This window comes from Achromobacter sp. JCM 18799 (assembly GCF_055395645.1).
In genome coordinates this window covers 1174046-1200744 of sequence record NZ_AP043866.1, presented here as the reverse complement: position 1 = coordinate 1200744, position 26699 = coordinate 1174046, and the positions used below count along the sequence as shown (strand labels likewise).

Below are 26699 nucleotides of genomic sequence, written 5' to 3'. Positions count from 1 at the left end.
GCCCGCGAACAATGCCGCAGCGCAATAATCGGACGGGTGTCAAAGTGGTCCGAAACTGGCCTGAGAAGGGCTATTTTTCAGTGTATGCTTGCCGTGCAATCGCAATGCAACCGGGCGTGACCAGGGCCGAAACCCCTGCAAAGGGCAGTCCAGCAGGCATGCATGGCCTGGAGATGATCCGGCGTCCGACCCGGTGCAAAAACTAACGATTACAAATCATTAGAGGAGTCCACACATGAAGCCAGTATTTCGTCTGACCCCGGTCATTGCAGCGCTGGGCGTCGCAGCCGGTCTGGCGTTTGCCTCGGGAGCGCAAGCGCAAACCATCAAGATCGGCGTGGTCGGCCCCACCACCGGCGCGGTCACGCAGTATGGCGATATGGTCCGTGAAGGGGTCGATACCGCGGTCGAGCGCATCAACGCCGCCGGCGGCATCAACGGCAAGAAGCTGGAAACGGTCGTGATCGACGACGGCTGCGAACCCAAGCAAGGCCCGGTCGCCGCCAACCGCGTGGTCAACAGCAAGATCGGTTTCGTCGTGGGCCACGTGTGCTCGGGCGCCACCATCGCCGCCGCCGACATCTACAACAACGAAGGCGTGGTCATGGTCACGCCGTCGGCCACGTCGCCGGCGCTGACCGACGGCAAGAACTACGAGTTCATTTTCCGCACCATCGGCCGCGACGACCAGCAAGGTCCTGCCGCCGCCAAGTTCATCCTGGAAAAAATCAAGCCCAAGAAGGTCGCCGTGCTGCATGACAAGCAGTCCTACGGCCAGGGCATCGCCACCGCGGTCAAGAACGACCTGGAGAAAGGCGGCGTGGCCGTCGCCGTGTTCGAAGGCATCAACGCCGGCGACAGCGACTACTCGGCCGTCATCACCAAGCTGAAGAGCCAGGGCGTGGACTTCGTCTACTACGGCGGCTACCACCCTGAAATGGGCCTGCTGCTGCGCCAGGCGGCCGAACAGGGCGTGAAGGCCAAGTGGATGGGTCCGGAAGGCACGGGCAACCCCGACATCAACGCCATCGCCGGCGACGCCGTCGAAGGCATGCTGTTGACGCTGCCGGCCGACTTCACCCAGAACGCCGCCAACGCCGACATCGTCAAGGCCTTCGAAGCCAAGAAGCGCAACGCCAGCGGCGCCTTCCAGATGACCGCCTACACGGCCACCCAGGTCATCGCGGACGGCATCAAGGGCGCGGGCAGCGACGACCCGACCAAGGTCGCCAAGTACCTGCACGCCAACTCCTTCGATACGCCGATCGGCAAGGTGTCCTGGAACAAGCAGGGCGACCTGACGAACTTCCAGTTCGACGTGTTCACCTGGCACAAGGACGGTTCCAAGACCGTCTACAAGTAAGTCCATGCGCGGGCCGCCGGCCCGCGACGCCGGCGGAGCCACTAGCGGTTCCGCAGGAAACCGGGCCGGAAGCGACAGTCTTCCGGCCCGGTTTTTTTGTTCCTCCGACGAACCGGGAACCGGCGCGGCGCGTTCCGGTCGAACGCGCGCCCGCCGCATTTGCGTAGAATGCGGCGCCATCGACCTCACTTTTTCTGTCTGGACACCATGACCAAGGCCTTGTTAGTCGAAGACGATCCGAAACTATCGCGCCTGATTGCGCAGTTCCTGGAGCAGCACGGTTTCCATGTTGCCCAGGCCTACCGCGGCGATCACGCGGTGGAGGCATTCCGCAGGCATGACCCGGCCATCACCATCCTGGACCTGATGCTGCCTGGCCGCGATGGCCTGCAGGTGTGCCGCGATCTGCGCGCGTTCTCGTCCGCGCCCATCCTGATGCTGACGGCCCGCGAGGACGACCTGGACCAGATCCTGGGCCTGGAATCGGGCGCGGACGACTATGTCATCAAGCCCGTGGAGCCCCGTGTGCTGCTGGCGCGGGTGCGCGCGTTGCTGCGCCGGCATAGTCAGCTGGACGAGCCGCCGGAGCGCCTGGAGTTCGGCCCTCTGGTGATAGATCGTCGTACGCGCGCCGTGGTCCATGCCGGCTCCGAAGTGGACCTGACCACGATGGAGTTCGAGATGCTCTGGGCGCTGGCCAGCCAGGCCGGCCAGGTGCTGACCCGCGACGACCTGCTCAACGCGGTGCGCGGCATCGAATTCAACGGCCTGGACCGCAGCGTGGACGTCTGCGTCAGCAAGCTGCGGCGCAAGCTGGATGACGACCCGCGCGATCCGGCGCGCATCAAGACCGTGTGGGGCAAGGGCTATCTGTTCTCGCCCAAGGCGCACGAGGGCGGTGATGCTTAAGTTTGTCCTGCGGCTGTTCGTGGTGCTGGCGGTGGGCTTCGTCATTTCCAACGAAGTGGTGGACCGGTCCGCCAACTACTTCTTCGAACCCGTCAGCGATGCCTACACGCGCGAAGCGGTGCGTGGCCAGATCCACAGCCTGGTGCAGGAACTGAGCCGCGTACTGCCCGCCGAGCGCGAGGCGCACGTGCGCGACGCGCTGGCGCCGCACTACGGCCTGGCCCTCAGGGTGGTCGACGCCGACAGCTATGGCGCCACCGAGGACGAACGCGCCATGGTGGAGTCCGGCAGCTTCTTCGTGCGCGACAAGCAGCAGACCTTCGTGGCGGCGATTCCCGGTCCGGGCAGGCAATGGCTGGAGGTCAAGCTGCCGCCGGAACCATCCATCGCCCCCTGGCTGATGGCCGCGGTGTATTCCGCCCTGGGCCTGTTGCTGTGCGCCTTCATGCTGGTGTGGGCGCTGCCCATCTGGCGCGACCTGGAAGCGCTGAAGACCGCCGCCTTGCGCATGGGGCAGGGCGACCTGCAAGCCCGGGCGCGCCTGTCGCGCCATTCCAGCATTCGCAACCTGGGCGACACCTTCAACCAGATGTCCGACCGCATCAGCGCCTTGGTAGGCAACCAGCGCGACCTGACCAATGCCGTGTCGCACGAGTTGCGCACGCCGATCGCGCGTCTGTCGTTCGAACTGGACATGATGGACCGCGAGGACGACCCCGCCGCGCGCAGGCGATTGGTCGAGGAAATGAAGAGCGACGTGGCCGAGCTGGACGCCATGGCCTCGGAATTGCTGATGTACGCCCGCCTGGAGCACAAGGGCGACGGCGTGGCGCTGCAACCGCAGGACGCGCGCGGCTGGCTGGATTCGGTGGTGCAGCATGCCGGCTTCGAGGCCGGCGTGTCGGGCGTGCGCTGCGAAGTGGCGCTGTGCCAGGTGCCCGAGGTGCACCTGCACCAACGCTACATGACGCGTGCCTTGCTCAACCTGCTGCAGAACGCCATCCGGCATGCTGGCAGGCAGGTGCAGGTCAGCTTGATCAGTCCGGGCGCGCGCGAGTACGTGCTGATCGTGGACGACGACGGCCCAGGCATCCCGCGAGCCGACCGCGAGCGCATTTTCGAACCCTTCATCCGCCTGGACGAAAGCCGCGACCGCGGGACGGGCGGAGTCGGGCTGGGCCTGGCCATCGTGAGCCGGGTGGCTCGCTGGCACAACGGGACCGTGCAGGCGAGCGACAGCCCCCTGGGCGGCGCGCGTTTCGTGATTGCCTGGAAGACCGCCTGAAGGCTGGCGGCCGCGGCGCGGCACAACGTAAACAAACTTCACAATCCGCCGCCGCAATCTTCACAAACTCCATACAAAGCGGGAAAGATCGCGGGCAGGCGCCTGGATAGCATGACGGCAGTTCTCTTCAGAGGTCTTGCCGCTAGCCATGTTTTCCCTCAGCCGCCTGGTTGCCGTAGGTATGTTGCTGGTCGCCGCGGGCGGTTGCCAGGGCGTGCCTCCCGAAGCGCCGCCTCCGATCGCCCAGGGCGACTACAAGGCGGTGGTGGGTTATCTGGCCCAGCGCATCCCCTATGACATGGACGCCTCCGGCGTGCCGGGCCTGTCGATCGCCATCGTCGACGACCAGCGCGTGGTGTGGAGCACGGGCTTCGGCTACGCGGACCCGCTGCGCCACCGCAGCGCCACCAGCGACACGCTGTATCGCGTAGGGACCATCACCAAGATCGTCACGGCCGCGGGCGTGCTGCGCGCTGCCGACGACGGACGCCTGGCGCTGGACCAGCCCGCCTCGCAGGCGCTGCCCGATTGGGACATCCAACCGCGCCGCGGCGCCATGCAATGGCTGGGCACGCATCCCTTCACCGCCCGCAATCTGCTGGCGGTGTACCCTGGATCTTTGGAAGACACCATGGGACGCGCACGCGCGGACATGGCCTACGCCCTGTTGGGCGACATGGTCGCGCACGTGGCGAGCGAACCGTTCGACACCTACGTGCGCCGCACCATCCTGCAGCCGCTCAACATGCCGCGCGCCGGGTTCCATCCCGACCCGCGCATGCTCGAATTGCGCGCCTCGGGCTACCGTCGCGGCGCGCCCTGGACCGAGGCGCCCCAGCCCAACGAAGCGGCCGACGGCCTGTGGCTCAGCACCTCGGAGATGGCGCGCTTCTCCAGCATGTTGTTCGCCGACGGCGTCTACGAAGGGCGCCGGATACTCAATGCCGACTCGGCCCGCGCCGTGCTCGACATGGAAACGGTGGAAGGCGGCTTGGCGCTGGAGTGCCGCCTGGCCTTGTCCTGGCTGGCAGCGCCCTGTGGCGACGATATCGCCGGCACGCCATTGCGCCTGCATAGCGGCGCCACCGAAGCCTTCCATTCGCGCCTGGTGCTGGCGCCGCGCGACAAGCTCGCCGTGCTGGTCATGAGCAATTCCGACACGAGCGAGCCGTTGGTGGCCTCGGTGTCGACGATGGCGATGGCGCTGATGCGCCAGGCCAAGCAGGGCGCAATCGCCCAATAGATCGGGCCGTTCCCGGCTCCCCGGTTTTATCCCCCCTCAACCTCGTTTCTTGGAAGCTGTTATGAAGCGAAAAATCCGTTCCACCCTGTTTAAACGCGGCGCCGGCGTCGCGTGTCTGCTGGCTTTAGTCCCGGGACTGTCCCTGGCCGATGACGCTGCGAACAGTTCCGTCTACGGCCAGCGCGGGGCCAGCTCGCGCGGGTTGACGGTGGCGACCGGGGAGGGACCGGCGGACGAATGGCTGTTCTACGGCACGCTGGGCGCAGGCTACGCGCCGCGCTACAGCGGCAGCGACGAGTACTCCGCGACGCCGATCTTCGGCGCAGGCGTGCGCAGTCCGGGCGGCTTCTTCCTCGGTACCGACCGCGGCCTCGGCTGGGAGACGCACGCGCTGAACAGCACATTCAGCTTCTATCTGCAGCCCAGCGCGGCGCGCAAGGACCACAAGAAGGGCTACCAGGGCTCGGACAAGTTGCGCGGCATGGGCGACATCAAGAGCCGTGCGCAGATCGGCATGGATGCCGAAACCACGCTGGGCCCGGTGACCTTGTCGGCCACGATCGCGCATGCCTTCAAGAAGGGCGATGACCGGGACGTGGGCAGCGCCTACACGATGTTCAACCTGGGAGCCAGCACCACCGTGTACGAAGGCAGCGCTGGAGCGATCTCGCTGGCCTTGTCCGGCACCTTCGGCGACGGCAACTACATGCGCACCTGGTATGGCGTGAGCGGCAAGCAGTCGGCGAACTCGGGCTATCGCAAGTACACGCCCAAGGGCGGCCTGGAAAGCGTGGGCCTGGGCGCGACGTGGACCGTGCCGCTCTCCAAGTCCTGGTCGTGGACCACGGCGGCGGAAGCCCGGCGCCTGTATGGCGACGCGGCGGACAGTCCCATCGTGCGGGACCGTGCGCAGTACTCCATCGGCACCATGATGACGTACTCGTATTGATCGGGGGAAAAGCCCGTTCCCGGACGGGAGCGGGCTAGGCGGAAGCGGGCGGGCATTGCCGCCGGCTTCCGGCCAGGGATGGTTTACAGGCCTTGCACGCGGCGGCCGCTGTCGGCCTCGAACCAATGCAGCGGATGGCGGCCGTCCGGGCCCAGGTTGACGCGGTCGCCGACCTTGGCCGAGGACTCGGACAGCTGGCGCGTGGTGCAACGCACGACCAGCATGTTCTTGCCGCAGCGGCTGTGGACCAGCTGTTCGGAGCCCAGCGTTTCGACCATTTCGACTTCGGCCGGCACGCCCTGGGTGTTCAGCAGCATGTGCTCGGGACGCATGCCCATGATGATCTTGCGGCCGCGCACCTGGGAGGGCACCTGCAGCGGCGAGATATCCAGCGCGATGCCGTCCAGCGTCTGCACCGTGCCGTCGCCGGCCACGTTCACTTCCATCAGGTTCATCGGCGGCGAACCGATGAAGCCGGCGACGAAGGTCGAGGCGGGCTTTTCGAATACTTCCATCGGCGTGCCGATCTGTTCAGGCACACCCTGGTACATGACGATCATGCGGTGGGCCAGCGTCATGGCTTCGACCTGGTCGTGGGTCACGTACAGGCTGGTGGTGCCCAGGCGGCGATGCAGCTTCATGATTTCCAGGCGCATCGCCACCCGCAGCTTGGCGTCCAGGTTCGACAGCGGTTCGTCGAACAGGAACACCTTGGGTTCGCGCACGATGGCGCGGCCCATGGCCACGCGCTGGCGTTGTCCGCCGGACAACGCGCGCGGGCGGCGGTCCAGCAGGTGGCCGAGTTCCAGGATCTGCGCGGCCACATCCACGCGCTTCTTGATCTCGTCCTTGGAGAACTTGCGGATCTTCAAGCCGTAGGCCATGTTCTCGAACACGGTCATGTGCGGGTAGAGCGCGTAGTTCTGGAACACCATCGCGATGTCGCGCTCGGCGGGTTCCAGGTTGTTGACGACCTTGTCGTCAATGAGGATTTCGCCGCTGGTGACGGTTTCCAGGCCGGCGACCATGCGCATCAGCGTGGATTTGCCGCAGCCCGACGGGCCGACGATGACGATGAATTCGCCGTCCTTGACGTCCATGTCGATGCCATGGATGACCGGCACATTGCCGGCGTAGGTTTTCTTGACGTTACGGAAGCTGAGAGTAGCCATGAGTTATTCGTGTTCGGAGTCGTGTTCGGGTGGGCGAGGGCGGGCAGGGGGCACCTTTTCATCGCCGAGCCGTCTCAAGATGAAAACGCCCCCCTGGGGGGCAGCAAGCCGAAGGCGCGGCGTGGGGGTCATTTTTCAGTGTCGACCAGACCCTTGACGAACCATTTCTGCATCAGGATGACGACCAGCGCCGGCGGGATCATCGCGAGCATGGCGGTAGCCATGGTGATGTTCCATTCGGTCACGCTGTCGCCGCCGCTGATCATCCGCTTGATGCCGATGACGACGGGGTACATGTCTTCCTGCGTGGTCACGAGCAGCGGCCACAGGTATTGGTTCCAGCCGTAGATGAACTGGATCACGAACAGCGCGGCGATGCTGGTCTTGGACAAGGGCAGCAGCACGTCGCGGAAGAAGCGCACCGGACCCGCGCCGTCGATGCGCGCGGCCTCGATCAGCTCGTCAGGCACCGTCAGGAAGAACTGGCGGAACAGGAAGGTCGCGGTCGCCGAGGCGATCAGCGGCAGGGTCAGGCCGGCGTAGCTGTTGAGCAGGCCGAGGTCGGCCACGACCTTGTAGGTGGGCGCGATGCGGACTTCGACGGGCAGCATCAGGGTGACGAAGATCATCCAGAAGAAGAACATGCGGCCGGGGAAGCGGAAGTACACCACCGCGAAGGCCGACAGCAGCGAGATGGCGATCTTGCCGATGGAAATCGCCAGCGCCATGATCAGGCTGACGTACATCATGCGGCCCACGGGCGCGCCCGACGAACCGCCGGACGAACCGCCGAACAGCGCCTGCATGTAGTTGTCGACGAAATGCTTGCCGGGGATGAGGGACATCGGCGCGGACGCCACTTCCTGCGCGGTCTGGGTGGACGCGACGAAAGTGACATAGAGCGGAAATGCCACCATCGCCACGCCGCAAAGCAGGATGACGTGGGCCAGAATATCCAGCCAGGGACGGCGTTCAACCATTGTTTATAGCCTCGGACAAAATCAATACTGCACTTTGCGGTCGACGTAGCGGAACTGCACGACCGTCAAGGCAATCACAATGAACATCAGCACCACCGACTGCGCCGCGGACGAACCGAGGTCCAGGCCGCGGAAGCCGTCGCTGTACACCTTGTAGACCAGGATGGAGGTCGACGTGCCCGGACCGCCCTGCGTGGTGGTGTCCACCACGGCGAAGGTGTCGAAGAAGGCATAGATGATGTTGACCACCAGCAGGAAGAACGTGGTGGGCGAGAGCAGCGGGAACACGATGCTCCAGAAGCGGCGCGACGGGCTGGCGCCGTCGATCGCGGCGGCTTCGATGAGCGAGCGCGGAATCGATTGCAGGCCGGCCAGGAAGAACAGGAAGTTGTACGACACCTGCTTCCATACCGCGGCGATCAGCACCAGGGTCATGGCCTGGTTGCCGTCCAGGCGCGGATTCCAGTCGACGCCGGCATGCCGCAGGGCCACGGCCAGGATGCCGACGGAAGGCGAAAACAGGAACAGCCACAGCACGCCGACGACGGCGGGCGCCACGGCATAGGGCCAGATCAGCAGTGTCTTGTAGAGCCCGGCGCCGCGGATGACGCGATCTGCCATGACGGCCAGCAGCAAGGACACGCCCAGCCCGACCACCGCCACGAGGATCGAGAACACGGCGGTGACGCGGAAGGAATCCAGGTAGGCCTGTTGCGAGAACAGTTCCATGAAGTTGTCCAGTCCGACGAACTCGGAGGACAAGCCGAATGCATCTTCCAGCCGCAGCGATTGCCACATGGCCTGGCCGGCCGGCAGGAAGAAGAAGACCACGGTAATGATGATCTGCGGCAGGAGCAGCAGATAGGGCAAGGTCTTGTGCCCGAATACAACACGTTTTTCCATAGGGGGAACCCAAGGTACAGAAAAGCGGCGGTTGGAGTAACCGCCGCCTGAAACCGCCTTCGTAAAATGCGACAGGCTTAAAGCCCTAAAAACCCCAGGGCCTTAAGCCTTGTACTGCCTGGTGCAAAACAGCCCAAGTCCTTGTTATGGCATGGAAAATACCGATTGACAGGACTGGGCTGACGTCGCGGAAGGGCGTTACTTTACACTCTTCTCGAATTTTTCCAGCAGTTCGTTGCCGCGCTTGACGATGTTGTCGGCGCCGTCCTTGGCGCTGACCTTGCCCGAAACGATGCGTTCGATTTCGGCGTCTTCGATTTCACGGATCTGCGGCAGGAAGCCCAGGCGCAGGCCGCGCGATTGCGCGGTGGTTTCGACGTTCAGCTGCTTGACGCCGACTTCGGTGCCCGGGTTCTTGTCGTAGAAGCCGTCCTTCTTGGTCAGCTCGTAAGCGGCCTTGGTGACAGGCACGTAGCCGGTCTGCTGGTGCCAGCGGGCGGCGATTTCCGGGCTGGCCAGGAACTTGAAGAACGCGGTCACGCCCTTATAGGTTTCCGGCTTCTTGTTGGCGAAGACCCACAGCGAAGCGCCGCCGATGATGGTGTTCTGCGGCGCGCCTTGCACGTCGGCGTAGTAGGGCAGGGTCGAGGTGCCGAATTCGAACTTGGCGTTTTTGGCGATGTTGGCGCGCAGGCCGGACGAGCCGGTGATCATGGCGCACTTGCCGCTGATGAACAGCGAGTTCGGCTCGTCGCCGCGGCCGCCGTACATGAAGATGCCTTCCTTGCCCAGCTTGGCCAGGTTTTCCAGGTGGCGCACGTGCAGCGGGGTGTTGATGGCGATGCGGGCGTCCAGGCCGCCGAAACCGTTGTCCTTGGTGGCGTACGGCACGTTATGCCAGGCCGAGAACGTTTCCAGCTGGACCCACGACGGCCAGGAGGTGGTGTAGCCGCATTCCTGGCCGGCGGCCTTCAGCTTCTGGCCGGCGGCAGCCAGCTCTTCCCAGGTCTTGGGCGGCTTGTCGGCGTCCAGGCCGGCCTTCTTGAAGGCGTCCTTGTTGTAGTAGAACACCACGGTCGAGCTGTTGAAGGGCATCGACACCAGCTTGCCGTCGGCCGACGAGTAGTAGCCGGCCACGGCGCCGATGAATTCCTTCGGATCGATCGGGTTGCCGACTTCTTCCGACATCTGCTGGACCGGCTTGATGGCGCCCTTGGCGTACATCATGGTGGCGGTGCCGACTTCGAACACCTGGAGGATGTCCGGGGCGTTGCCGGCGCGGAACGCGGCGATGCCGGCGTTCATGGATTCACCGTAGTTGCCCTTGTAGACTGCCTTGACTTGGTAGTCGGGGTTCTTTTTGTTGAATTCGTCGACCAGGCCGTTCACGCGGTCGCCCAGCGCGCCTTCCATCGAGTGCCAGAATTGGATCTCGGTGGCGGCATGCGCGGAGGCGCCTGCGAAAGCCGTCATGATGGCGGCAAAGGTTAAGGCAATACGGTGGGATCGCATAGAGAGGTTCCTCCAGTTGGGCGTGACGCGACCGGGTTGTCCGGGCGCAGAAAACACGACACCTTATGAATTGTTTGTGACAAAACCGTGACTTTCACATCACTCCAAACGCCTGTCAAATTGCGCGTTTTAGGCGCGAACGAACATTTTTCTTTTTTTTCCCAACGAGAACTCCCGTTTACAATCGGCCCCTATGAAAAACGAACTTTCGATTGCGTTCATCGGTGGCGGCAATATGGCCGCTGCGCTGGCCTCCGGCCTGGCCGGCAAAGTATGCGCCGCCGGCAACATACATGTCATTGACATAAACCAGGATTCGCATGCCGCCTGGCAGGCTCGCGGCATGACCACCGCGACGGCTCCGGGCGAGGCCCTGGCGCGGTGCCGGGTCTGGGTGTTCGCTGTCAAGCCACAGAACATGAAGGACGTTGTGGCTTCCACGCGTCAATGGTTGCGTGAAGACACTTTGGTGGTAAGCGTGGCGGCCGGCATCCGCGCCGATACGCTGGCCGCCTGGCTAGGCACGCCCGACGCGCCGTTCAAGCGCCTGGTGCGCTGCATGCCGAACACGCCGGCCCTGGTGGGCGCCGGCATCACCGGCCTGGCGGCCCTGGATGGGGTGGACGCAGCCGACCGCGACCTGGCGGCCCGATTGCTGTCCAGCGTGGGCGACGTGGTGTGGGTCGCCGACGACGCCGCGCTCGATGGCGTGACCGCGTTGTCGGGCAGCGGCCCGGCGTATGTGTTCCTGTTCCTGGAAGCGCTGGTGGCCGGCGGGCAGAAGGTCGGCCTGACGGCCGAGCAAGCCAAGCAATTGGCGTTGGGCACGCTGGCTGGGGCGACGCGCCTTGCCGCCGAGTCTTCTGAACCGCTGGCCACGCTGCGCGAACGTGTGACGTCCAAGGGCGGCACCACGGCCGCGGCGCTCAATGCGTTCGGCGCGGCCGGGTTTGCCGGCATCGTCGAAGACGCCATGGCGGCCGCCGCCCAACGCTCGCGCGAGCTGGCGGAGGAGTTCGGCAAATGACGGCCGCGGACGGGAGCGCGGGCTCCCGGCGCTTTGCGCTCATGAGCCGGCCGCAATTCGCCATCGCCGTGCTGTGCATGCTGGTGGTGGTGGTCGGTTCGAACATCCTGGTGCAGGTGCCGCTGAATGACTGGCTGACCTGGGGCGGGCTGTCCTATCCGGTCGCCTTCCTGGTCACGGACGTGCTGAATCGCCGTTTCGGCCCGGCGGCCGCGCGCCGAGTGGTCTGGTTCGGTTTTGCCGCCGCCCTGGTCGTGTCGGTATGGGTGGCCTCGCCGCGCATCGCGCTGGCTTCGGGCCTGGCCTATATCTGCGCGCAACTGGTCGACATCCAGGTGTTCGACCGATTGCGCGACCAGCGCTGGTGGCGCGCGCCCTTGGTGTCGGGCGTGCTTGGGGCCATCCTGGACACGGCCGTGTTCTTCAGCGTGGCTTTCGCGGCTACCGGCGCGCCCTGGATGACCTGGATGATGGGCGACCTGGCGATCAAGCTCGCGGTCAATATCAGCATGCTGGCGCCTTTCCGGGCGCTGATGTGGAATCTGGCCAAGCCGGCCAATGCCTGAGCATGCGGCGGGGCGCCTGTGGTCTTCAGGCCGCCCCGGGCTTTAATCCAGTGAATAACTACGCACGTTAATTATTATTCGTAAGTCCTGCGTAAGCACTGTATTTAAATGCGTCTTTAAACAGCGTATTAATCGGCGGCTATATATATCCCAAAGCACAATTTCGGATGGCGCGCCAGATGATAAATACGATTTTCTTGCGGATTCTCCAACGATTTCATGGGTTTGCCCCGGCTATCCGTCACGATTAAAGGTGCGCGCCAAAATATTGGGGATTACACGCAGTGACAGTATGGCGGCTTGCTTCCAGAATACCGGCCACACCGTGTTTTTGCCCAAGAAGCCGGCGACGGGCGACGAGGATTAACGGATTACCCAACCGATAAACCGCGTCGGACAGAGCCGCTCAAAACCTCGCTGGAGAACTCCGCATGAAGTTTCTGAATCGCCTTACCCCGGTAGCCATGGCGCTTGGGGCACTTGCCTTGGCTGGCGCCGCGCACGCCGCCGACACGATCAAGATCGGCATTCCCCAGCCCATGACCGGCCCCAATACGCAATACGGCGACCAGATCCAGGCCGGCGCATTGACCGCGATCGAGACCATCAACGCCAAGGGCGGCGTCAAGGGCAAGAAGCTCGAACCCATCCTCATCGATGACGGCTGCGAACCCAAGCAGGCCGTGCCGGCCGCCAACCGCGTGGTCAACTCCGGCGCCAAGTTCGCCGTGGCCCATGCGTGCTCGGGCGTGACCGTGGCTGCCGTCAAGGTCTACGAGGAAGAGGGCATCGTCGGCATCACCCCGGGCGCGACCTCGCCGCTGGTCACCGACACGATCAAGCCGCATTACTTCTTCCGCACCATCGGCCGCGACGACCAGCAAGGTCCGTACGCCGCCAACTACATCGCCAAGACCCTGAAGCCGAAGAAGGTCGCCGTGCTGCATGACAAGCAGACCTACGGTTCGGGCGTGGCCACCCAGGTCCGCGATTCGCTGGGCAAGGAAGGCGTGAACGTCGCCATGTTCGAAGGCATCAACGTCGGCGACAGCGATTACTCGGCCATCATCACCAAGCTCAAGTCGGCTGGCGTGGACCTCGTCTATTTCGGCGGCTACCACCCCGAGCTGGGTCTGTTGCTGCGCCAATCGCGCGAACAAGGCCTGAAGGTCCAGTTCATGGGTCCGGAAGGCACCGCCAACCAGGATCTGGTGGCGATCGCCGGCCCGGCCATCGACGGCCTGCTGGTCACGCTGCCGGCCGACTTCACCAAGCTGCCCGGCAACGAGAGCATCGTGAAGGCCTTCAAGGACGCCAAGCGCGATCCGGACGGCGCCTTCCAGATGCCGGCGTACGCCGCCGTGCAGATCCTGGCCGACAGCATCAACGCGGTGGGCGAAGACCCCGCCAAGGTGGCCGACTATATGCACAAGACCACTTTCAACACCGGCATCGGCAAGGTCGAGTACGACGCCAAGGGCGACCTGAAGAACTTCGAGTTCGCCGTCTATAAATGGGATAAGGACGGCAAGAAGACCCAGCTGTAAACTCGCGATCCCGCCGGCGTCGCCGGCGTGTAGGGCCTGTCGTCCTCGTTCTGCCGTAATCCGCGTAGCGATGCGCCAAAAGCGCTGTGCGGCCGGCGGGCGCAGATGCCAGGCCCTTATAAAATACGCCCAGGTTTCCGGCTCCGGGTCTCTCCACCGGGGCCGGAACCATTTGGAGCAAGAGAAATAATGTCTGACCTCATACCCCAACTTACCCAGCAATTCTTCAACGGATTGTCTCTGGGCGCGATCTATGCGTTGATTGCCATCGGCTACACAATGGTCTACGGCATCATCGGTATGATCAACTTCGCTCACGGCGAAATCTATATGATCGGCGCCTATGTCGGCCTGGTCACCTTGACGGCCATCGGCACCAATAGCGGCTTGCCGATACCGTTCATCATCGCGGCCATGCTGGTCGTGGCCATCGTGGTCACGGGCATCTACGGCTTTAGCGTCGAGCGCGTCGCCTACAGGCCGGTGCGCGGCAGTCCCCGCCTGGTGGCGCTGATCTCGGCCATCGGCATGTCGATCTTCCTGCAGAACTGGGTGGCCCTGGGCCAGGGCGCGCGCGACATGGCCGTGCCATCGCTGGTGTCGGGCGCCGTGCAGTTCCACATGGGCTCCGATTTCGACGTGACGGTGCCGTATTCGCGCATCATGATCATCGTGGTCACGGTGGTGCTGATGATCGGGCTGACGCTGTTCATCAAGTATTCCCGCATGGGCCGCGCCTCGCGCGCCTGCTCGCAGGACATGCACATGGCGAACCTGCTGGGCATCGACACCAACCGCGTGATCTCGTTCACCTTCGTGATGGGCGCGATCCTGGCGGCGGTGGGCGGCGTGCTGATCGCCATCACCATCGGCAAGCTCAATCCCTTCATCGGCTTCCTAGCCGGCATCAAGGCCTTTACCGCGGCAGTGCTGGGCGGCATCGGCAGCATCCCCGGCGCCATGCTGGGCGGCGTGCTGCTGGGGCTGGCCGAGACCTTCGCGGCTGCCTACATCTCCTCACAGTACAAGGACATCGTGGCGTTCTCGCTGCTGATCCTGATCCTGCTGTTCCGTCCCACCGGGCTGTTGGGCAAACCTGAGGTGGAAAAAGTCTGATGTCGAACAACAATCTGAAAAACGCCACGATGGCGGCCGTGCTGACGGCAGTCATCGTCACCCCCGTCTTCGGCCTGCAGTTGATCCGCCAGGGCGCCCGCACCACGATGGAATCGAACTGGTCGCTGGTGGCGATTGCCGCCGCGATCGTGTTCGTGTTCCAGCTGCTGCGCCCCTGGATCGCCAAGCCGTTCCAGAAGCTCAAGACGAGCCTGCCGACCTTGCCGGCGGCGCCTGTCAAGACCCACAAGCCGCTCGCGTTGTTGCTGTTGGCGATAGCGGTGGTGTGGCCGTTCTTCGCCGGACGCAGTTCGGTGGACATCGCCACGCTGGTGCTGATCTACGTGATGCTGGGCCTGGGCCTGAACATCGTCGTGGGTTTCGCCGGCCTGCTGGATCTGGGCTTCGTAGGCTTCTACGCCGTCGGCGCCTATACCTACGCCTTGCTGTACCACTGGGGCGGCTGGAGCTTCTGGGAAGCGCTGCCGTTCTCGGGCGCCATGGCCGCGCTGTTCGGCTTCATCCTGGGCTTTCCGGTATTGCGATTGCGCGGCGACTACCTCGCCATCGTGACGCTGGGCTTCGGTGAAATGATCCGCCTCTTGCTGATCAACCTGAACACGCTGACCGGCGGTCCGGACGGCATCTCGGGCATCCCCAAGCCGACGGTGTTCGGCCTGGAAATGACGCGCCGCGCCAGCACGGAAGGCGGCACCACGTTCCATGAATTCATGGGCTGGAACTTCCAGAACCAGGACATGGTGGTGTACCTGTACCTGATGGCGTTGTTGCTGGCGCTGGTCACGCTGTTCGTGTCGACGCGGCTGATCCGCATGCCGGTCGGCCGGGCCTGGGAAGCGCTGCGCGAGGACGAGATCGCCTGCCGTTCGCTGGGGCTGAATCCCACGCGGATCAAGCTGTCCGCGTTCACGCTGGGCGCCATGTTCGCCGGTTTCGGCGGCGCGTTCTTCGCGGCGCGCCAGGGCATGGTGAATCCGGAGTCCTTCACCTTCATCGAATCCGCGCTGATCCTGGCCATCGTGGTGCTGGGCGGCATGGGCTCGCAGGTGGGCGTGATCCTGGCCGCGGTGCTGCTGACGGTGTTGCCGGAAGTGGCGCGCGAGTTCGCCGAGTACCGGATGCTGATGTTCGGCCTGGTGATGGTATTGATGATGATGTGGCGTCCGCAGGGGTTGTTGCCCATGAAGCGTCCCCATGTGGAGTTGGCTAAATGAGCGAGGCATTGCTGAAAGTATCCGGACTCACCATGCGGTTCGGCGGCCTGCTGGCCGTGGACAGCGTGGCGTTCGAAGTCAAATCCGACGAGGTGTTCGCCATCATCGGCCCCAATGGGGCAGGCAAGACCACCGTGTTCAACTGCGTGGGCGGCTTCTATGCGCCGACGGCGGGCGACATCACCATGGACGGCAAGGCCATCACCGGTTTGCCCAGCCACAAGGTGGCGCGCCACGGGCTGGTGCGTACCTTCCAGAACGTGCGCCTGTTCAAGCAGCTGACCGTGCTGGAAAACCTGCTGGTCGCGCAGCACACGCAGGTGGAGTCGCGGCTCTTGCCAGGCCTGCTTAAGCTCAAGTCCTATCGCCAATCCGAGACCGACGCGCTGGCGCGCGCCGCGCAATGGCTGGATTTCATGGGTTTGCGCGAGTTCGCCAACCGCGAGGCCGGCAACCTGGCCTACGGCCACCAGCGCCGCCTGGAGATCGCGCGCTGCATGATCACCAAGCCGCGTCTGCTGATGCTGGACGAACCGGCGGCGGGCCTGAATCCTCAGGAAAAGCGCGATCTGCAGTCGCTGATCGACCAGTTGCGGCGCGAGTTCGGCGTCGCGGTGCTGCTGATCGAGCACGACATGAGCCTGATCATGGGCATCTCCGACCGCATTCTGGTCATGGAGCATGGCAAGCCCATCACTACCGGCACCCCCGAGCAGGTGCGCAACGACGAGCGCGTCATCAAGGCGTACCTGGGGGAAGAGTAATGCTTAAGCTGGATAACATTCATACCTACTACGGCGCCATCCAGGCGTTGAACGGGGTGTCGGTGGAGGTCAACAAGGGCGAGATCGTCACGCTGATCGGCGCCAACGGCGCGGGCAAGACGACGCTGCTGATGACCGTCTGCGGCAACCCCCGCGCCAAGGAAGGCACGATCACGTTCGAGGGCGAGGACATCACCCACAAGGACACGCACCACATCATGCGCAATGGCATCGCCATTTCGCCGGAGGGGCGGCGGGTCTTCAAGGACCTGACCGTGGCCGAGAACCTGATGATGGGCGGCTTCTTCGCCAAGCGCGAGGAGATCCAGGCGGGCATCGACCATGTGTACGGGCTGTTTCCGCGCTTGAAAGAGCGCGCCAGCCAGCGCGCCGGCCTGATGTCGGGCGGCGAGCAGCAGATGCTGGCGATCGGCCGCGCGCTGATGACGCGTCCGCGCCTGTTGCTCCTGGACGAGCCGACGCTGGGCCTGGCCCCGCTGGTGATCGCCCAGATCTTCGACATCATCCGCGAGATCCGCGAGCAGGGCGTGACGGTGTTTCTGGTCGAACAGAACGCCAACAAGGCGCTGGGCGTGGCCGACCGCGGCTATGTGCTGGAAAACGGGCGCGTGGTGTTGCAGGACACCGGCGCCAATCTGCTGGTCAACGATCAGGTGCGCAAGGCGTATCTGGGCGGCTGATTGCGATTCCCCGCGAAGGGAAATTGGGGCGCATCGGAAGATGCGCCTTTTTTTTCGCCTGCTTGGCGCGGGGAAGGAGTAGCGGGCTCAGGCCGCCAGCAGTTGTTCGGCCTGGTAGTGCGCGATTGCGGCTCGCGCCAGCGCGTCGATGGAGTCGGTCAGCGTCACGCCCAGGCTGGGGCGCAGCGCATGCGGCACGGCCAGCGGCAGTTCGGTGCAGCCGAGCACCACGGCGTCCGCGCCGCGCGCCTTGAGGCGGGCGATGCATTCGGCGGCCGGCGCGTAGGCGTCCTCCAGGCGGTTGGCCTTGACCGCGCGGATCGAGCCCATGCAGTAACGTTCGACTTCGTCGTCGTCGGGCACGATGCACTCGTAGCCTTGCGCTTCCAGATGCCGCTGGTAGAGGCCCAGCTTGAGCGTGGCCGCGGTGCCCATCAGGCCGATGCGGCCGGCGGGCAGGCCCAGGCGGCGCAGGTCGTCGATGACGGCCTGGATGATGTGCAGCACGGGCAGGTCGGTGGACGCGGCGATCTGGTCGTACCAGAGGTGGGCCGTGTTGCACGGAATGGCGATGAGCTGCGCGCCGGCGTTCTGCAAAAAGCGCACGCCTTCCTGCATGTAGGGCAGGGGATTCTCGCCGCCGGCCATGTAGGCGCTGGAACGGTCGGGAATGCGGGGGTCGTTGCGCAGCAGCGTGGGGATGTGCTGCTGGTCGATCGCGGCGGGCGTCAATGCCGCCAGGCGCAGGGCAAAGGCGGCGCCCGCCATGGGGCCCATGCCGCCCAATACACCCAGGTAACAACCCTGGGAATAGCTGTTCACGTTATTTACTCCGAGGTAATGCCGTCCCGGGCGTCAAGACCTGGCCCGGGCGTTCGGCGCTGGTTCGTTCCCCGTCCCAGACCTGCCTGCCATTGACCCAAACTGCTTGGATGCCCTGGCTTGCCTGAATGGGAGCTGAAAAAGTGGCCACATCTGTCACCGTGGCGGGATCGAACAGCACCAGATCAGCATGATACCCCTCCCGCAACAGGCCGCGCTCGGCGATGCCGTATTGGTCCGCGGCGAGGCCGGTCATTTTGTGGATGGCCGTTTCCAGCGTCAGCAGGCGCTGTTCGCGCACCATGGCGCGCAGCACGTTGGTGAAGGTGCCCCATTGGCGGGGGTGCGGATGCGGATCGAAGGGCAGGCCGTCCGAGCCCACCATGGTCAGCGGGTGCGAGAAGATGCGGCCGACGTCGGCCGGGTCCATCAGGAAGTAGATGGCGCCGGCAGGCGCGAGCCGTGCGACAGCGGCTTCGTCGTCCAAGCCCAGTTCCGCCATGACTTCGCTGAAGTCGCGGCCGGTGGCTTCGGGGTAGCCCTTGGACCAGGTGATCATGGTGCGGCTGGCCAGCCGCGCGCGGTCCAGCCGCAGCATGGTGGAGGTGGCGGGGTAGGGATGGCAATCCAGGCACACCGCCTGGGTGGCGGCGGCGCGGCTGATCAGGTCCAGGGTTTCGCGGCTGCGGCCGTGGTTGCGCTCGCCGGCCAGCTTGTGGTGCGAGAACACCACGCGGCAGTCGAGTTCGCGGCCGATCAGCAGCGCTTCTTCCATGGCCGGCACGATGTGGTCTGCCTCGTCGCGCAGATGGGTGGCGTAGACGCCGGGACGGCCGCGCAGCGGCGCGCAGACGTCGATGATCTCGTCGGTGGGCGCGGCGCTGGCCGGCGGATAGAAGGTGCCGGTGGATACGCCGAAGGCGCCCGCGTCCAGCGCCTCTTGCAGCAGCGCGCGCATCGCGGCGCGTTCGTCCGCGTCGGCGGCGCGCGAGGTGTCGTCCATGACCGCCACGCGCAACGTGGTGTGGCCGACCAGCGGGGCCACGTTGACAGCGGCGGGCGTGGCGCGCAGCGCGTCCATCCAGGCGCGGAAACTGCTGAAACGGAACAGTTCGGCCGGACCCAGCAGGTCCAGCGGCTGCGGGATGGCGGTCCCGGCCAAGGGGGCCAGGCTGATGCCGCAATTGCCGGTGACCACGGTGGTGATGCCCTGCGAGACCTTGGGCAGCATGTCCGGATGCGCCAGCAGGTAGCCGTCGTCGTGGGTGTGGGAGTCGATGAATCCGGGCGCCAGGGCCAGGCCGCCGGCGTCGATGACCGGCACGCCAGCGGGGTGGGCGAAGTTGCCCACCGCCGCGATGCGGCCGTCATGCACCGCCAGGTCGCCCTGGCGGGCGGGTCCGCCGGTGCCGTCGACGAGCGTGGCGCCCGCCACGATGAAGTCTGCTTGCAGCATGCGTGCGCTCATGTTCAGTCGAGCTTCTCGATGCCGGCGCCGTCGATGATCCGTTGCCACTTGGCGGTTTCGCGGTCGATCAGCTGCTTGAAGTCGGCGGGCGAGCCGCTGGCCGGTTCGGCGCCCAGCGTGGCCAGGCCCGTGCGGACTTCAGGCGCCTGCAGCGCCTTCTGGATGGCGGCGTTCAGGGTTGTCACCACTTCCGGCGGCGTGCCCTTGGGCGCCACCACGCCGCCCCAGGCCACGGTTTCGTAGCCCTTCAGGCCAGCTTCGTCCAGCGTGGGCACGTCGGGCATCAGGGCCAGGCGCTTCAGGCTGCTTACGCCGATGGCGCGGACCTTGCCGCTCTTGACCAGCGGGGTCGCTTCCGAGGTGTTGACGAACAGGTAGTCCAGGCGGCCGCCCAGCAGGTCCTGGATGGCGGCGGGGCCGCCGTTGTACGGGATGAACATGACGTTGACCTTTGCCATGCTCTTGAAGAGTTCGCCGCCCATGTGGCCGGTGGTGCCCACGCCCGAAGCGCCGTAGGACAGGCGGCCGGGTTCCTTGCGGGCGCGGTCGATCAGGTCCTGCACGCTCTTGATCGGCGAGTCGGCCGGCACGATCAGCGCGTTGTACAGGTCGAACAGATGGGCCACGGGCGTCAGGTCCGCGTCCACGTCGTAGGGCAGGCGCTTGAACAGGGAACGGTTCACGGCCAGCGTGTTGATGTTGCCGTAGCCGACGGTGTAGCCGTCGGGCGCGGCGCGCTTGACCAGGGCGATGCCGATGTTGCCGGCGGCGCCGGGGCGGTTCTCGACCACCACGGTGGCGCCGGTGTCGCGCGCCAGCTGGGTCGTGATCAGGCGCGACAGCACGTCGGGCGAGCCGCCGGCGGCCGACGGCACCACGAAGGTGATGGGCTTGTCCGGATAGGCGCCGGCGGTGGCGCCGGCCGACATGGCGGCGCCGAGCGCCAGCGCGGAAAGGCCGCGGAAGAGTTTGCTGCGCATGGTGGATTCCCCTTGATTTTGTGGTGTTGAGGCCGGCAGGTTACACCCCGCATCCGCGCGCGCCCTCATCGAAAAATGTCGAAAACCTATAATCGGGCGTTATCGGTTTGGTGCTGATTTGCCAGGGGAAGAAATGGATGAGCATGCCTACGCGGACGAGGTCGGACCCACCGCCGGACGGCCTTTGAACCTGCGCCAGATCGAGGTGTTCCGCGCCATCATGATGGCTGGATCGATCAGCGGCGCGGGCCGCATGCTGCATGTCTCGCAACCGGCCGTCAGCCGCGTGCTGGCGCTGACCGAGAGCCGCTTGGGCTACAAGCTGTTCGAACGCGTGAAGAGCCGGCTGTCGCCGACGGCCGAGGCGCGGCGGCTATACGCGGAAGTGGAGCAGGTCTACGGCGGCATCCAGCGCGTGAACGACCTGGCTGCCAGCCTGGGCCAGTCGGGCGCGGGCATGCTGAAGATCGTCGCCAGCGCCAGTTTCGGGCAGCGCCTCATTCCGATGGCGCTGGATCGCTTCCGCGGCCGCAATGCGGACGCGCGCGTCGACTATCGCAGCGTGACCTTTGACGAGCTGGCTGCGTATTTTCTATCGGGCCAGGCGGACATAGGCATCTCCATGCAGCCCCCCGATCATCCCAATCTGCGGTCCGTGCGCCTGGCGCGGGTGCCTATCGTCTGCGCGCTGCCTGCCGGCCACCCGTTGGCGGCGCGCGAGGTGGTGCGGCCAGAGGATTTCTCCACCGCGGCCTGGATCGGCTATCCCCGCGGCACGCCGCTCGCGCGTGCGCTCAAGCCCTTCTTCGGCGAGGGGCCGGCCTGCGCGGCGGCGGTGGAGGTGCATTCGCCCGTGACCGCCTGTTCTTTCGTGCAACAGGGCTTGGGGCCGGCGCTGGTGGACGCCTGGTGCGTGACGCCGGACCAGGCCGCGCACATGGTCTTGCGCCCGATATTGCCGCAGGCCAGCGTGGATATCTGGGCCACGCATTCGAATCTGAGCGCGCCGCCCTTGCTGGCGCGGCGCTTTCTGGCGGCAGTGAAGAAGACGCTGGAAGAGGGCGCGCCGCGCGAACTGGCGCCCGGCGCTTCCAGCTGAGGGCTTGCGGCTGGCGGCGCAAGCCCCGCCGAGGCCTTACAGGCCTTCGGCCTTGAGCGCGGCCTGGACGCCCTTGTCGGCTTCCATGCGCTTGAAGAACGCGGCCAGGTTGTCCAGGCCCGACAGCTTCACTTCCTTGGCGTGCGCCCAGCGCAGCACCACGTACAGGTAGGCGTCGGCGATGGAGGGCTTGTCGCCCGTCAGGTAGGACTTGCCGGCGAGCTGCCCGTCCAGCTGCGCGAACAGCTTGGTCAGCAGCGCGGAAGCCGAGGCGGCCAGCTCCTTCTGCGCGCCTTCGTCGCCGACGAAACGCGACGCGCCGAAGATCATCGAGAAGGTCTTGTGGATGTCCGAGTTGATAAAGCCGAGCCAGCGGCGCACTTCGGCGCGCGAGCGCGGCGAGCCGTCGCCCAGCAGCTGCAGTTCCGGCGCGTGTTCAGCCAGGTATTCGAGGATCGCCGCGTTCTGCGTGACGGTCCAGCCGTCGTGCGCCAGGGCGGGCACGGCGCCCAGCGGGTTGACCTTCAGGAACTCCGGACCCTTGAGCTCGTCGCGGCTCAGCTTGTGCGTTTCATAGGGTTTGCCGATCCATTCCAGAACGATGTGGGAAGCGAGCGAGCACGCGCCGGGCATGTAGTACAGTTTCATCAGATGGGGTCTCCTGAGAGCAAGGACGGGGATCTCCGTTCCTGGCCGATATGGTACGCCACCCGTTGCCGGAGATGCCCATGCCGTCACGTCCCGCCGCAATCGCGCGCGCGCTGTTCCTGTCGTTCTCCTTGTGCTTGGCGCTGCCCGCGTCCGCGCAGCCGGGGCCCGAACCCGCATCGGTCCCGGCCCGCGTCACGGCCGTGGTGGGCGGGCTCAATCATCCCTGGGCCATGGCTTTTCTGCCCGAAGGCGGCGTGCTCATTACCGAGCGTCCCGGCAACCTCAGGCTGCTGCGCATCCCGGGCGGATTGTCCAAGCCGCTGGCCGGCGTGCCCAAGGTCGCGGCGCAGGGCCAGGGCGGCCTGCTGGACGTGGCGCTGTCGCCGGACTTCGCGCGGGACCGCTATGTCTACCTGTCCTATGCCGAGGCCGACGGTTCGAAGAGCGGCACCGCCGTGGGCCGCGGCAAGCTGTCCGCCGACGGTACTGCGCTGGAGGATTTCCGCGTGCTGTTCCGCCAGCAACCGAAGCTGTCGTCGGGCCTGCACTACGGATCGCGGCTGGTGTTCGACGGCAAGGGCTATCTGTACATCTCGCTTGGCGAGAACAACCAGCGGCCCACGGCGCAGGACCTGGACAAGCTGCAAGGCAAGGTGGTGCGGCTGAAGGCCGACGGCTCGGTGCCGCCCGACAATCCCTTCGTTGGCCAGGCCGGCGCGCGGCCCGAGATCTGGTCCTACGGGCATCGCAATCCGCAGGGCATGGCGCTCAATCCCTGGAGCGGCCAGCTCTGGGAGAACGAACACGGGCCGCGCGGCGGAGATGAGATCAATCTGGTCCAGCGCGGCAAGAACTACGGCTGGCCGCTGGCTACCCACGGCATCAACTATTCGGGCCAGCCCATCCCCGAAGCCAAGGGCGCCGACCTGCCCGGCATGGAGCCGCCGCTCTACTGGTGGCCGAAGTCGCCGGCCATCAGCGGCATGGCTTTCTATAGCGCCGACCGCTTTCCCGCCTGGCGCAATTCCGTGTTCATCGGCGCGCTGGCCAATCAGAATCTCATCCGCCTGACCTTGGACGGCGACCGCGTGGTGGCGCAGGAGTGGCTGCTGACGGATCGCAAGCAGCGGATACGCGACGTGCGGCAAGGACCGGACGGTTATGTGTACGTGTTGACGGACGCCTCGCCGGGAGAGTTGCTGCGCCTGGCGCCGGCCGAACAGGGGGAGTGAACGCCATGAAACCGTATGAGCTGATCGGATCCGCGGGCTGCGGATCCGCCATCGTCGAGATGGCGCTGGTGCTGGCCAACGTGCCGCACACCTTGACGGACCTGCCGTACCTCAAGCCCGGCGCCGAACGCGACAGGCTGCTGCAATTGAATCCGTTGGGGCAGGTGCCCACGCTGGTCCTGCCGGACGGCGAAGTCATGACCGAGAGCGCGGCCATGATCCTGCATCTGAACGACGTGGCGCCCCACGCCGGCCTGGCGCCCGCGCCCGATAAGCCTGAGCGCGCCCGATTCCTGAATTTGCTGATCCGGCTGGTGGCGGCGATCTATCCCACGTTCACCTATGGCGATGATCCGCCGCAATGGACCACGGCAGGCCCCGCCGCCGAGCTGCTGAGGCAGCGCGTGCACACGCGGCGGGCGGAGATCTGGCTGGAACTGGAACGTCAGGCTGGCGCCCCGCACATGCTGGGCCGGCGCTTTTCGGCGCTGGACCTGTACGTGACGGTGATGACGCATTGGCGTCCCGGGCCGGCGTGGTTCGCATCCGAGTGTCCGGCGCTGACCGCCGTGGCGTGCGAGGCGGCGCTGGAACCCAACGTGGCCCGCGTGCTGCAGCGGCATTTTCCGCCGCCCACGGAGTAGCCCGGCGTCAGGCCTTGGCCGGCTTGCGGGTCCTGGACTTGGCCCGCGCTTCGCGCAAGGCAATGTAGACGCCGCTGCCGGCGATGAAGAGCGCGCCCAGATAGGCATAGGCGTCCGGGGTCTCTTGCCAGAAGATCCAGCCCAGGATGGTGGCCCAGATCAGCCCGGTATAGTCGAAGGGCGCAACCACCGAGGCGGGACCGATGCGGAATCCCTGGGTGATCAGCGCCAGGCCCAGGGTGCTGAACAGCGCGACGGCGCCGAAGTACGGCAGATCCTCCATCGCGGGCTGCTCCCATACCAGGGGCAGGGCGACCGCGCTACAGACCAGCTGGCCCAGCACGATGTAGAGCGTGGTCGTCAGCATGCCTTCGTTGCGGTTGATGCCGCGCGCCGTGATCATCATCACCCCATAAAGCAAGGCGGTAACCAGCGGCAGCAAGGTGGCCGCCTGGAAGGTTGCGGCCCCCGGCCGCACCACGATCAGCACGCCGGCAAAACCGGCCAGCACGGCCAGCCAGCGCTTGCCGTCCACCCGTTCTTTCAGGACCAGCACCGACAGCGCCGTCACGAACAGCGGCGCGGCGAACGCGATGGCGGTGGCCTCGGCCAGCGGCAGCGTGCGCAGGCCCAGATAGAAGCAATAGGCCGAGACGACGTTGATGGCGCCGCGCGTCAGGTGCAGGCCGGGGTGCGCGGTACGCAAGACCCGGCGTCCGCCCAGCCACAGCGCCAGCGAGGCGACGAAAGGCAGGGCGATGAGCGCCCGCAGGAACAGGATCTGCAGCGGGTTGTAGTTGGCGCCGAGCCATTTGGCGTTGGCGTCGCTCAAGGTCAGGAAGAAAATGCCGCCCACCACGCAGGCGATGCCTGCTGCGGCGGATTGGGCCTGGGCGGCGGGAAGTACGGAAGAGGTGGACATCTACAGCCTGGGAGGGCGGCGGTTCCGGCCGCCCGAAAGGGAAGGAAGGGGGGAGGGTTCAGCCTTGGGCGCGATAGGCCGCCAGCGCGACCATGGCCCATGACGCCAGGAAGGCGACGCCGCCGAAAGGCGTGACGGCGCCCAGCCAATGCGTGCCGGTCAGGGACAGCACATACAGGCTGCCGCAGAACAGCACGATGCCGACGAACATCACCACGCCAGCCGCGGACAGCAGGGACGAACCGTAGCGGGCGCCCAGCAGCGCGACGACGAACAGGCCCAGCGCATGGATCAGGTGGTACAGCACGCCGGTCTGCCAGACGGACAGCAATTCCGGCGTCAGCATGCGCTTGAGGCCATGGGCGCCAAAGGCTCCCGCGCCCACCGCCACCATGAGATTCAACGCCGCGAGTATCGTCAGCTGCCGGTCCGTCATCGCCAGTCCTTATAAGTGTCTGAGCTATTGTGTTACAGCCGCCTATGATATGCCCAAATCCAGCCTCCACCCCGGGGGTGTCGCTGTCGGGGACGGATCTTGTGGCGGGAATTCCAAATGGAATATCATGAATTCAATTTGGAAATTCCAGGAGGCCCGCAGCCGCGGCCTCCAGACTTGCAGGAGCCAGGCCATGAGCGTAGCCGCCCTTCAAAAAAACCCCGCCAAGCGTCCGCCGCGCCATGCGGCGGCGCGCGCCAAGCAATTGTTCCGCAGCCTGGTCGACAGCCCCCTGGTGGACATGGCGCGCGACGTGCGCCGCGGCCTGCCCGCGCAGATGGTCGACGACGCCGCCGACTACCTGCAGGTGCCCAAGTCTGAAATCATGGCCATCACCGAGGTCAAGGCGGCGTCGCTGTCACGCTGGAGCCGCGAAGGCCTGATGCTGCCGCTGGGCGAATCGGACCGCCTGGCCCGCGTCGCGCGGGTGGCGCGGGTGGCGCGCCAGGTGCTGGGCAGCGACGAAGAAGCGGTCGCCTGGCTGAACACGCCGGTGCCCGCGCTGGGCAACGTCAAGCCGCTGTCCCTGCTGACATCCGACGCCAGCAGCCGCATCGTCGAGGACACGCTGGCGCGCGCCGCGGCGGGCGTCTACGCATGACGGACGACAGCATTTCGATCTGGCGTATCGGGACTACCGCAGGCAAGTACCGCGCCGACGATTTGAGCGGGGCGGGCGCCGCGGCCGTGGGCGGGCGCTACAACAGCCCGGGTACGGCGGTGGTCTATGCCTCGGCCAGCGTGGCGCTGGCGGCGCTGGAAACGGTGGTGCACTTTGCGGCCCGCGCATCCGAGCAGGCCAACCGCTATCTGATCGAACTGGCGGTGCCGCGCGCCGTCCACGAAGCCCGCCAGGCGCTGAGCCTGACGCAGTTGCACGAGGATTATCCGTTCTGGGACGCCGTGCCTTTCGCCGAAGCCTCGCAGGCCGTGGGCGACAACTGGGTGCAGTCCGGCGTGTCGGCGCTGCTTGAACTGCCCAGCGCCATCGTGCCTTATCGGGGTGTGCCGGACTGCAATTTCCTGATCAATCCGGCGCACCCGGACGCCGAGCACATCGTGGTGGTGCGGCGCGAACGCTTCATCTACGATCCGCGCCTGCGCCCCGTCTAG

At 65.7% G+C, this 26699-nt stretch carries 27 protein-coding genes; 17 read left to right on the top strand and 10 right to left on the bottom strand.

The annotated features are described in order from the left end of the window. Window positions 1-235 precede the first annotated feature (235 nt). The 5 genes from ACZ5YA_RS05740 to ACZ5YA_RS05720 all read left to right on the top strand — a co-directional run bounded on the left by ACZ5YA_RS05740 (window position 236) and on the right by ACZ5YA_RS05720 (window position 5749). The gene (locus ACZ5YA_RS05740) at window positions 236-1363 is read left to right on the top strand and encodes a branched-chain amino acid ABC transporter substrate-binding protein (protein ID WP_059375861.1); all 1128 of its coding nucleotides are present in this window, start codon (window positions 236-238) and stop codon (window positions 1361-1363) included. Window positions 1364-1570: 207 nt separating this feature from the next. Beyond that, the gene (locus tag ACZ5YA_RS05735) at window positions 1571-2272 is read left to right on the top strand and encodes a response regulator (protein WP_082400978.1); all 702 of its coding nucleotides are present in this window, start codon (window positions 1571-1573) and stop codon (window positions 2270-2272) included. After that, window positions 2265-3557 (top strand): ATP-binding protein, encoded by a 1293-nt coding sequence (locus ACZ5YA_RS05730; RefSeq protein WP_464092183.1) that lies wholly within the window; start codon window positions 2265-2267, stop codon window positions 3555-3557. Before ACZ5YA_RS05735 ends, ACZ5YA_RS05730 begins: the two co-directional genes overlap by 8 nt. Before the next feature lie 148 nt (window positions 3558-3705). Then, a complete protein-coding gene (locus ACZ5YA_RS05725; protein ID WP_464092182.1) occupies window positions 3706-4800 on the top strand; it encodes a serine hydrolase domain-containing protein in 1095 nt (364 codons plus the stop codon). Between the two features lie 61 nt (window positions 4801-4861). Continuing rightward, complete coding sequence (locus tag ACZ5YA_RS05720) at window positions 4862-5749, top strand: MipA/OmpV family protein (protein WP_059375869.1); 888 nt, start codon at window positions 4862-4864, stop codon at window positions 5747-5749. Window positions 5750-5832: 83 nt separating this feature from the next. Here ACZ5YA_RS05720 and ACZ5YA_RS05715 read toward each other — a convergent pair whose 3' ends face one another. The 4 genes from ACZ5YA_RS05715 to ugpB all read right to left on the bottom strand — a co-directional run bounded on the left by ACZ5YA_RS05715 (window position 5833) and on the right by ugpB (window position 10316). Next, window positions 5833-6921, bottom strand: coding sequence for a sn-glycerol-3-phosphate import ATP-binding protein UgpC (locus tag ACZ5YA_RS05715; protein WP_118932470.1), 1089 nt, complete (start codon window positions 6919-6921; stop codon window positions 5833-5835). 128 nt (window positions 6922-7049) lie between these two features. Next, window positions 7050-7901: a sn-glycerol-3-phosphate ABC transporter permease UgpE gene (ugpE, locus tag ACZ5YA_RS05710; RefSeq protein ID WP_013393954.1), complete on the bottom strand. Its 852-nt coding sequence runs from the start codon at window positions 7899-7901 to the stop codon at window positions 7050-7052. A gap of 21 nt (window positions 7902-7922) precedes the next feature. After that, on the bottom strand, window positions 7923-8804 hold the full coding sequence (ugpA, locus tag ACZ5YA_RS05705) for a sn-glycerol-3-phosphate ABC transporter permease UgpA (RefSeq protein ID WP_059375876.1): 882 nt from the start codon (window positions 8802-8804) through the stop codon (window positions 7923-7925). 198 nt (window positions 8805-9002) lie between these two features. After that, window positions 9003-10316, bottom strand: a complete 1314-nt coding sequence (gene ugpB, locus ACZ5YA_RS05700; protein ID WP_059375879.1) for a sn-glycerol-3-phosphate ABC transporter substrate-binding protein UgpB — start codon at window positions 10314-10316, stop codon at window positions 9003-9005. A gap of 193 nt (window positions 10317-10509) precedes the next feature. On the opposite strand from ugpB, the gene proC reads away from it, so the two are divergent. The 7 genes from proC (at window position 10510) to ACZ5YA_RS05665 (ending at window position 17272) form a co-directional block, all read left to right on the top strand. Next, complete coding sequence (proC, locus tag ACZ5YA_RS05695; RefSeq protein ID WP_118932469.1) at window positions 10510-11343, top strand: pyrroline-5-carboxylate reductase; 834 nt, start codon at window positions 10510-10512, stop codon at window positions 11341-11343. Further along, window positions 11340-11909, top strand: coding sequence for a queuosine precursor transporter (locus ACZ5YA_RS05690; RefSeq protein ID WP_059375887.1), 570 nt, complete (start codon window positions 11340-11342; stop codon window positions 11907-11909). The genes proC and ACZ5YA_RS05690 overlap by 4 nt, the downstream gene beginning before the upstream one ends. 431 nt (window positions 11910-12340) lie before the next feature. Beyond that, window positions 12341-13456, top strand: coding sequence for a high-affinity branched-chain amino acid ABC transporter substrate-binding protein (locus ACZ5YA_RS05685; RefSeq protein ID WP_059375890.1), 1116 nt, complete (start codon window positions 12341-12343; stop codon window positions 13454-13456). Between the two features lie 189 nt (window positions 13457-13645). Continuing rightward, window positions 13646-14572: a high-affinity branched-chain amino acid ABC transporter permease LivH gene (gene livH / locus ACZ5YA_RS05680; RefSeq protein WP_054454161.1), complete on the top strand. Its 927-nt coding sequence runs from the start codon at window positions 13646-13648 to the stop codon at window positions 14570-14572. After that, on the top strand, window positions 14572-15807 hold the full coding sequence (locus tag ACZ5YA_RS05675) for a high-affinity branched-chain amino acid ABC transporter permease LivM (protein WP_059375894.1): 1236 nt from the start codon (window positions 14572-14574) through the stop codon (window positions 15805-15807). Before livH ends, ACZ5YA_RS05675 begins: the two co-directional genes overlap by 1 nt. After that, the gene (gene livG, locus ACZ5YA_RS05670; RefSeq protein ID WP_013393946.1) at window positions 15804-16571 is read left to right on the top strand and encodes a high-affinity branched-chain amino acid ABC transporter ATP-binding protein LivG; all 768 of its coding nucleotides are present in this window, start codon (window positions 15804-15806) and stop codon (window positions 16569-16571) included. Before ACZ5YA_RS05675 ends, livG begins: the two co-directional genes overlap by 4 nt. After that, window positions 16571-17272: an ABC transporter ATP-binding protein gene (locus ACZ5YA_RS05665; protein WP_013393945.1), complete on the top strand. Its 702-nt coding sequence runs from the start codon at window positions 16571-16573 to the stop codon at window positions 17270-17272. The genes livG and ACZ5YA_RS05665 overlap by 1 nt, the downstream gene beginning before the upstream one ends. 87 nt (window positions 17273-17359) lie before the next feature. Here the strand turns inward: ACZ5YA_RS05665 and cuyB are convergent, their stop codons facing one another. From cuyB to ACZ5YA_RS05650, 3 genes are read right to left on the bottom strand one after another with little or no spacing between them, the layout of a single operon-like run. Beyond that, window positions 17360-18040 (bottom strand): cysteate racemase, encoded by a 681-nt coding sequence (gene cuyB, locus ACZ5YA_RS05660; protein WP_373429149.1) that lies wholly within the window; start codon window positions 18038-18040, stop codon window positions 17360-17362. Between the two features lie 55 nt (window positions 18041-18095). Further along, the gene (locus tag ACZ5YA_RS05655; RefSeq protein ID WP_118932466.1) at window positions 18096-19562 is read right to left on the bottom strand and encodes an N-acyl-D-amino-acid deacylase family protein; all 1467 of its coding nucleotides are present in this window, start codon (window positions 19560-19562) and stop codon (window positions 18096-18098) included. Window positions 19563-19564: 2 nt separating this feature from the next. After that, window positions 19565-20542: a Bug family tripartite tricarboxylate transporter substrate binding protein gene (locus ACZ5YA_RS05650; RefSeq protein ID WP_464092181.1), complete on the bottom strand. Its 978-nt coding sequence runs from the start codon at window positions 20540-20542 to the stop codon at window positions 19565-19567. Between the two features lie 133 nt (window positions 20543-20675). Between ACZ5YA_RS05650 and ACZ5YA_RS05645 the strand changes: the two genes are divergently transcribed. Further along, window positions 20676-21641 (top strand): LysR family transcriptional regulator, encoded by a 966-nt coding sequence (locus tag ACZ5YA_RS05645; protein WP_118932465.1) that lies wholly within the window; start codon window positions 20676-20678, stop codon window positions 21639-21641. Window positions 21642-21677: 36 nt separating this feature from the next. Here the strand turns inward: ACZ5YA_RS05645 and ACZ5YA_RS05640 are convergent, their stop codons facing one another. Next, entirely contained in the window at window positions 21678-22289 is a 612-nt protein-coding gene (locus ACZ5YA_RS05640; RefSeq protein ID WP_059375907.1) for a glutathione S-transferase family protein, read from the bottom strand. A gap of 80 nt (window positions 22290-22369) precedes the next feature. On the opposite strand from ACZ5YA_RS05640, the gene ACZ5YA_RS05635 reads away from it, so the two are divergent. Both ACZ5YA_RS05635 and ACZ5YA_RS05630 read left to right on the top strand, forming a co-directional pair. Next, window positions 22370-23524 carry a PQQ-dependent sugar dehydrogenase gene (locus tag ACZ5YA_RS05635; protein ID WP_306632615.1) on the top strand — a complete coding sequence of 385 codons (1155 nt, stop codon included), beginning with the start codon at window positions 22370-22372 and terminating at the stop codon, window positions 23522-23524. Window positions 23525-23529: 5 nt separating this feature from the next. Next, a complete protein-coding gene (locus ACZ5YA_RS05630; RefSeq protein ID WP_059376186.1) occupies window positions 23530-24168 on the top strand; it encodes a glutathione S-transferase family protein in 639 nt (212 codons plus the stop codon). A gap of 7 nt (window positions 24169-24175) precedes the next feature. Here ACZ5YA_RS05630 and ACZ5YA_RS05625 read toward each other — a convergent pair whose 3' ends face one another. After that, complete coding sequence (locus ACZ5YA_RS05625; RefSeq protein ID WP_118932462.1) at window positions 24176-25090, bottom strand: DMT family transporter; 915 nt, start codon at window positions 25088-25090, stop codon at window positions 24176-24178. A gap of 58 nt (window positions 25091-25148) precedes the next feature. Next, window positions 25149-25526, bottom strand: coding sequence for a DUF423 domain-containing protein (locus ACZ5YA_RS05620; RefSeq protein ID WP_251880005.1), 378 nt, complete (start codon window positions 25524-25526; stop codon window positions 25149-25151). A 193-nt stretch (window positions 25527-25719) separates the two neighbouring features. On the opposite strand from ACZ5YA_RS05620, the gene parS reads away from it, so the two are divergent. Both parS and ACZ5YA_RS05610 read left to right on the top strand, forming a co-directional pair. After that, window positions 25720-26187 (top strand): type II RES/Xre toxin-antitoxin system antitoxin, encoded by a 468-nt coding sequence (gene parS / locus ACZ5YA_RS05615; protein ID WP_251880007.1) that lies wholly within the window; start codon window positions 25720-25722, stop codon window positions 26185-26187. Next, on the top strand, window positions 26184-26699 hold the full coding sequence (locus ACZ5YA_RS05610; protein ID WP_059375918.1) for an RES family NAD+ phosphorylase: 516 nt from the start codon (window positions 26184-26186) through the stop codon (window positions 26697-26699). The genes parS and ACZ5YA_RS05610 overlap by 4 nt, the downstream gene beginning before the upstream one ends.

Bases quoted from the DNA above. Each gene is read 5' to 3' on its own strand.
- ACZ5YA_RS05740 (WP_059375861.1), top strand. From the start codon at position 236: ATGAAGCCAGTATTTCGTCTGACCCCGGTCATTGCAGCGCTGGGCGTC.
- ACZ5YA_RS05735 (WP_082400978.1), top strand. From the start codon at position 1,571: ATGACCAAGGCCTTGTTAGTCGAAGACGATCCGAAACTATCGCGCCTG.
- ACZ5YA_RS05730 (WP_464092183.1), top strand. From the start codon at position 2,265: ATGCTTAAGTTTGTCCTGCGGCTGTTCGTGGTGCTGGCGGTGGGCTTC.
- ACZ5YA_RS05725 (WP_464092182.1), top strand. From the start codon at position 3,706: ATGTTTTCCCTCAGCCGCCTGGTTGCCGTAGGTATGTTGCTGGTCGCC.
- ACZ5YA_RS05720 (WP_059375869.1), top strand. From the start codon at position 4,862: ATGAAGCGAAAAATCCGTTCCACCCTGTTTAAACGCGGCGCCGGCGTC.
- ACZ5YA_RS05715 (WP_118932470.1), bottom strand. From the start codon at position 6,921: ATGGCTACTCTCAGCTTCCGTAACGTCAAGAAAACCTACGCCGGCAAT.
- ugpE (WP_013393954.1), bottom strand. From the start codon at position 7,901: ATGGTTGAACGCCGTCCCTGGCTGGATATTCTGGCCCACGTCATCCTG.
- ugpA (WP_059375876.1), bottom strand. From the start codon at position 8,804: ATGGAAAAACGTGTTGTATTCGGGCACAAGACCTTGCCCTATCTGCTG.
- ugpB (WP_059375879.1), bottom strand. From the start codon at position 10,316: ATGCGATCCCACCGTATTGCCTTAACCTTTGCCGCCATCATGACGGCT.
- proC (WP_118932469.1), top strand. From the start codon at position 10,510: ATGAAAAACGAACTTTCGATTGCGTTCATCGGTGGCGGCAATATGGCC.
- ACZ5YA_RS05690 (WP_059375887.1), top strand. From the start codon at position 11,340: ATGACGGCCGCGGACGGGAGCGCGGGCTCCCGGCGCTTTGCGCTCATG.
- ACZ5YA_RS05685 (WP_059375890.1), top strand. From the start codon at position 12,341: ATGAAGTTTCTGAATCGCCTTACCCCGGTAGCCATGGCGCTTGGGGCA.
- livH (WP_054454161.1), top strand. From the start codon at position 13,646: ATGTCTGACCTCATACCCCAACTTACCCAGCAATTCTTCAACGGATTG.
- ACZ5YA_RS05675 (WP_059375894.1), top strand. From the start codon at position 14,572: ATGTCGAACAACAATCTGAAAAACGCCACGATGGCGGCCGTGCTGACG.
- livG (WP_013393946.1), top strand. From the start codon at position 15,804: ATGAGCGAGGCATTGCTGAAAGTATCCGGACTCACCATGCGGTTCGGC.
- ACZ5YA_RS05665 (WP_013393945.1), top strand. From the start codon at position 16,571: ATGCTTAAGCTGGATAACATTCATACCTACTACGGCGCCATCCAGGCG.
- cuyB (WP_373429149.1), bottom strand. From the start codon at position 18,040: ATGGCGGGCGCCGCCTTTGCCCTGCGCCTGGCGGCATTGACGCCCGCC.
- ACZ5YA_RS05655 (WP_118932466.1), bottom strand. From the start codon at position 19,562: ATGAGCGCACGCATGCTGCAAGCAGACTTCATCGTGGCGGGCGCCACG.
- ACZ5YA_RS05650 (WP_464092181.1), bottom strand. From the start codon at position 20,542: ATGCGCAGCAAACTCTTCCGCGGCCTTTCCGCGCTGGCGCTCGGCGCC.
- ACZ5YA_RS05645 (WP_118932465.1), top strand. From the start codon at position 20,676: ATGGATGAGCATGCCTACGCGGACGAGGTCGGACCCACCGCCGGACGG.
- ACZ5YA_RS05640 (WP_059375907.1), bottom strand. From the start codon at position 22,289: ATGAAACTGTACTACATGCCCGGCGCGTGCTCGCTCGCTTCCCACATC.
- ACZ5YA_RS05635 (WP_306632615.1), top strand. From the start codon at position 22,370: ATGCCGTCACGTCCCGCCGCAATCGCGCGCGCGCTGTTCCTGTCGTTC.
- ACZ5YA_RS05630 (WP_059376186.1), top strand. From the start codon at position 23,530: ATGAAACCGTATGAGCTGATCGGATCCGCGGGCTGCGGATCCGCCATC.
- ACZ5YA_RS05625 (WP_118932462.1), bottom strand. From the start codon at position 25,090: ATGTCCACCTCTTCCGTACTTCCCGCCGCCCAGGCCCAATCCGCCGCA.
- ACZ5YA_RS05620 (WP_251880005.1), bottom strand. From the start codon at position 25,526: ATGACGGACCGGCAGCTGACGATACTCGCGGCGTTGAATCTCATGGTG.
- parS (WP_251880007.1), top strand. From the start codon at position 25,720: ATGAGCGTAGCCGCCCTTCAAAAAAACCCCGCCAAGCGTCCGCCGCGC.
- ACZ5YA_RS05610 (WP_059375918.1), top strand. From the start codon at position 26,184: ATGACGGACGACAGCATTTCGATCTGGCGTATCGGGACTACCGCAGGC.